At 60.7% G+C, this 1,680-nt stretch carries 1 pseudogene; it reads left to right on the plus strand.

The features are described 5' to 3' along the window. Positions 1-445: 445 nt before the first annotated feature. Positions 446-1,680: pseudogene (locus E2A64_RS17745) on the plus strand (hypothetical protein); the annotation flags it as partial.

A 1,680-nucleotide genomic window follows, 5' to 3' on the forward strand; every position in this document is an offset into this window, starting at 1 on the left:
GATCGCCGGCAATGTCGGTGCGCGTGACGTCGGCCTCGTCGGCCTGGGTCTCAATTTCGCCGTCACGCCTGCGATGGATATCGCCATCGACTATACGGGCGCATTCGGCCAGGACCAGCAGGACCATGCGCTCTCGGCCGGGCTGACCGCCCGCTTCTGATCCAAAAAACCGGCGGGCCGCCAGCCGCGGCGGCCCGCCGGGGATTTTCGGCTGGCGGAGGGGGAGTTCTCCGCCGACCCGGGGCCTTTGGGCCGGCTGTTTTGCGAGGGGTGCACTCTTTGCGCACGCGACGCAAATTGCCCTTCGGCCCCTAGCATGCGCGCGCGATCCATGCTTAAGGTGAAACTAAATTAGATTGCGGATGATTCCGCAATGCGCCGGGTGCTGGCTTGCGGGGGCAAGACAGCACTCCTCGAATTCAGATAAGGGCGGGTTTTCACAGACATGCGGTCGATTTCAGCCAAATCCACATCCACTTCCTCCGAAGCCGGGCGTCGCGGTGCATCCAGGCGCGCAATCGCCGGCCGCAGCCTGCTCGGCGCGGCACTCCTGGCCTCCACAGCGCTGATCGCCCTGCCTGCCGGTCCGGCCTTCGCGGATGATCTTGTCGTCGACGGCCAGGACCGGGAAGTCATCAATAAGCCGGTGGATCTCGATGGCGACGAGGTAATCGTTGGTCGTAGTCCGGGATCCGATGCCACGCTGACCATTTCAGACGGCGGAGAGCTTGAAAGTGGCGCCGGCTATATAGGGTTTGATGCCGGAGCGAAAGGCACCGTAACCGTGTCTCAGGGCGGTTCGTGGATCGCCGATGGGGCGATATTTGTCGGCGTTTTCGGCGAAGGCACGCTGAATGTCTCCAAAGGCGGATTTGTCAAATCATATGACGACATTGTCATAGGGTACGGGGACGGCTCCACCGGCACGGTGACCGTGTCCGGCAAAGGCTCGCAGCTGGTCGCGGGGGATGACATTACCGTCGGCAATTACGGCGAAGGCACGCTCAATGTGCTGGACGGTGGTTATGTTTATGCCGCTGATGACGTTCGTATCGGCGATGCGGACGGCGGCACCGGCACGGTTACCGTGTCCGGCAAGGATGCCCGGCTGATCGCGGGAGATGATATTCTTGTCGGTGCTGCCAGCGAAGGCACGCTGAATGTCCTGGACGGCGGTTATGTGCGTGCTGATGATAATATATTTCTGGGGCGTTTTTCTGGCAGCACCGGCACGGTGACCGTGTCCGGCAAGGGCTCGCGGCTGATCGCGGGAACCGGCATGTTTGTCGGCAGTGAGGGCGAAGGTACGCTGAATGTGCTGGACGGTGGTTATGTTCTTGTCGATGATTCTGTTCTTTATATAGGCGAAGATGACGGATCGAATGGCACCGTGACGGTGTCCGGCAGTGGCTCGAAACTGCGGGCGGGCAAAATAATTGTCGGCGATGAAGGTGTCGCTGATACAGTCGAAGGCACGCTGACCATCTCCAGAGGGGGGATTGTCGAAGTTGAAAACGAGATTTATCTTGGAAACTACGACAATGCGCAGGGTACGCTGAACATCGGCGCTGCGTCCGGCGAGAAGGCGCAGGCTGCGGGTTTCTTGCAGGGGGCCGATGGGGCCGCCGCAACCATCGTATTTGGCATCGGCGACGGTACCATCGTCTTCAATCACACCGA

It is taken from the genome of Pseudohoeflea suaedae, assembly GCF_004354915.1.
GTDB classification, from domain to species: domain Bacteria; phylum Pseudomonadota; class Alphaproteobacteria; order Rhizobiales; family Rhizobiaceae; genus Pseudohoeflea; species Pseudohoeflea suaedae.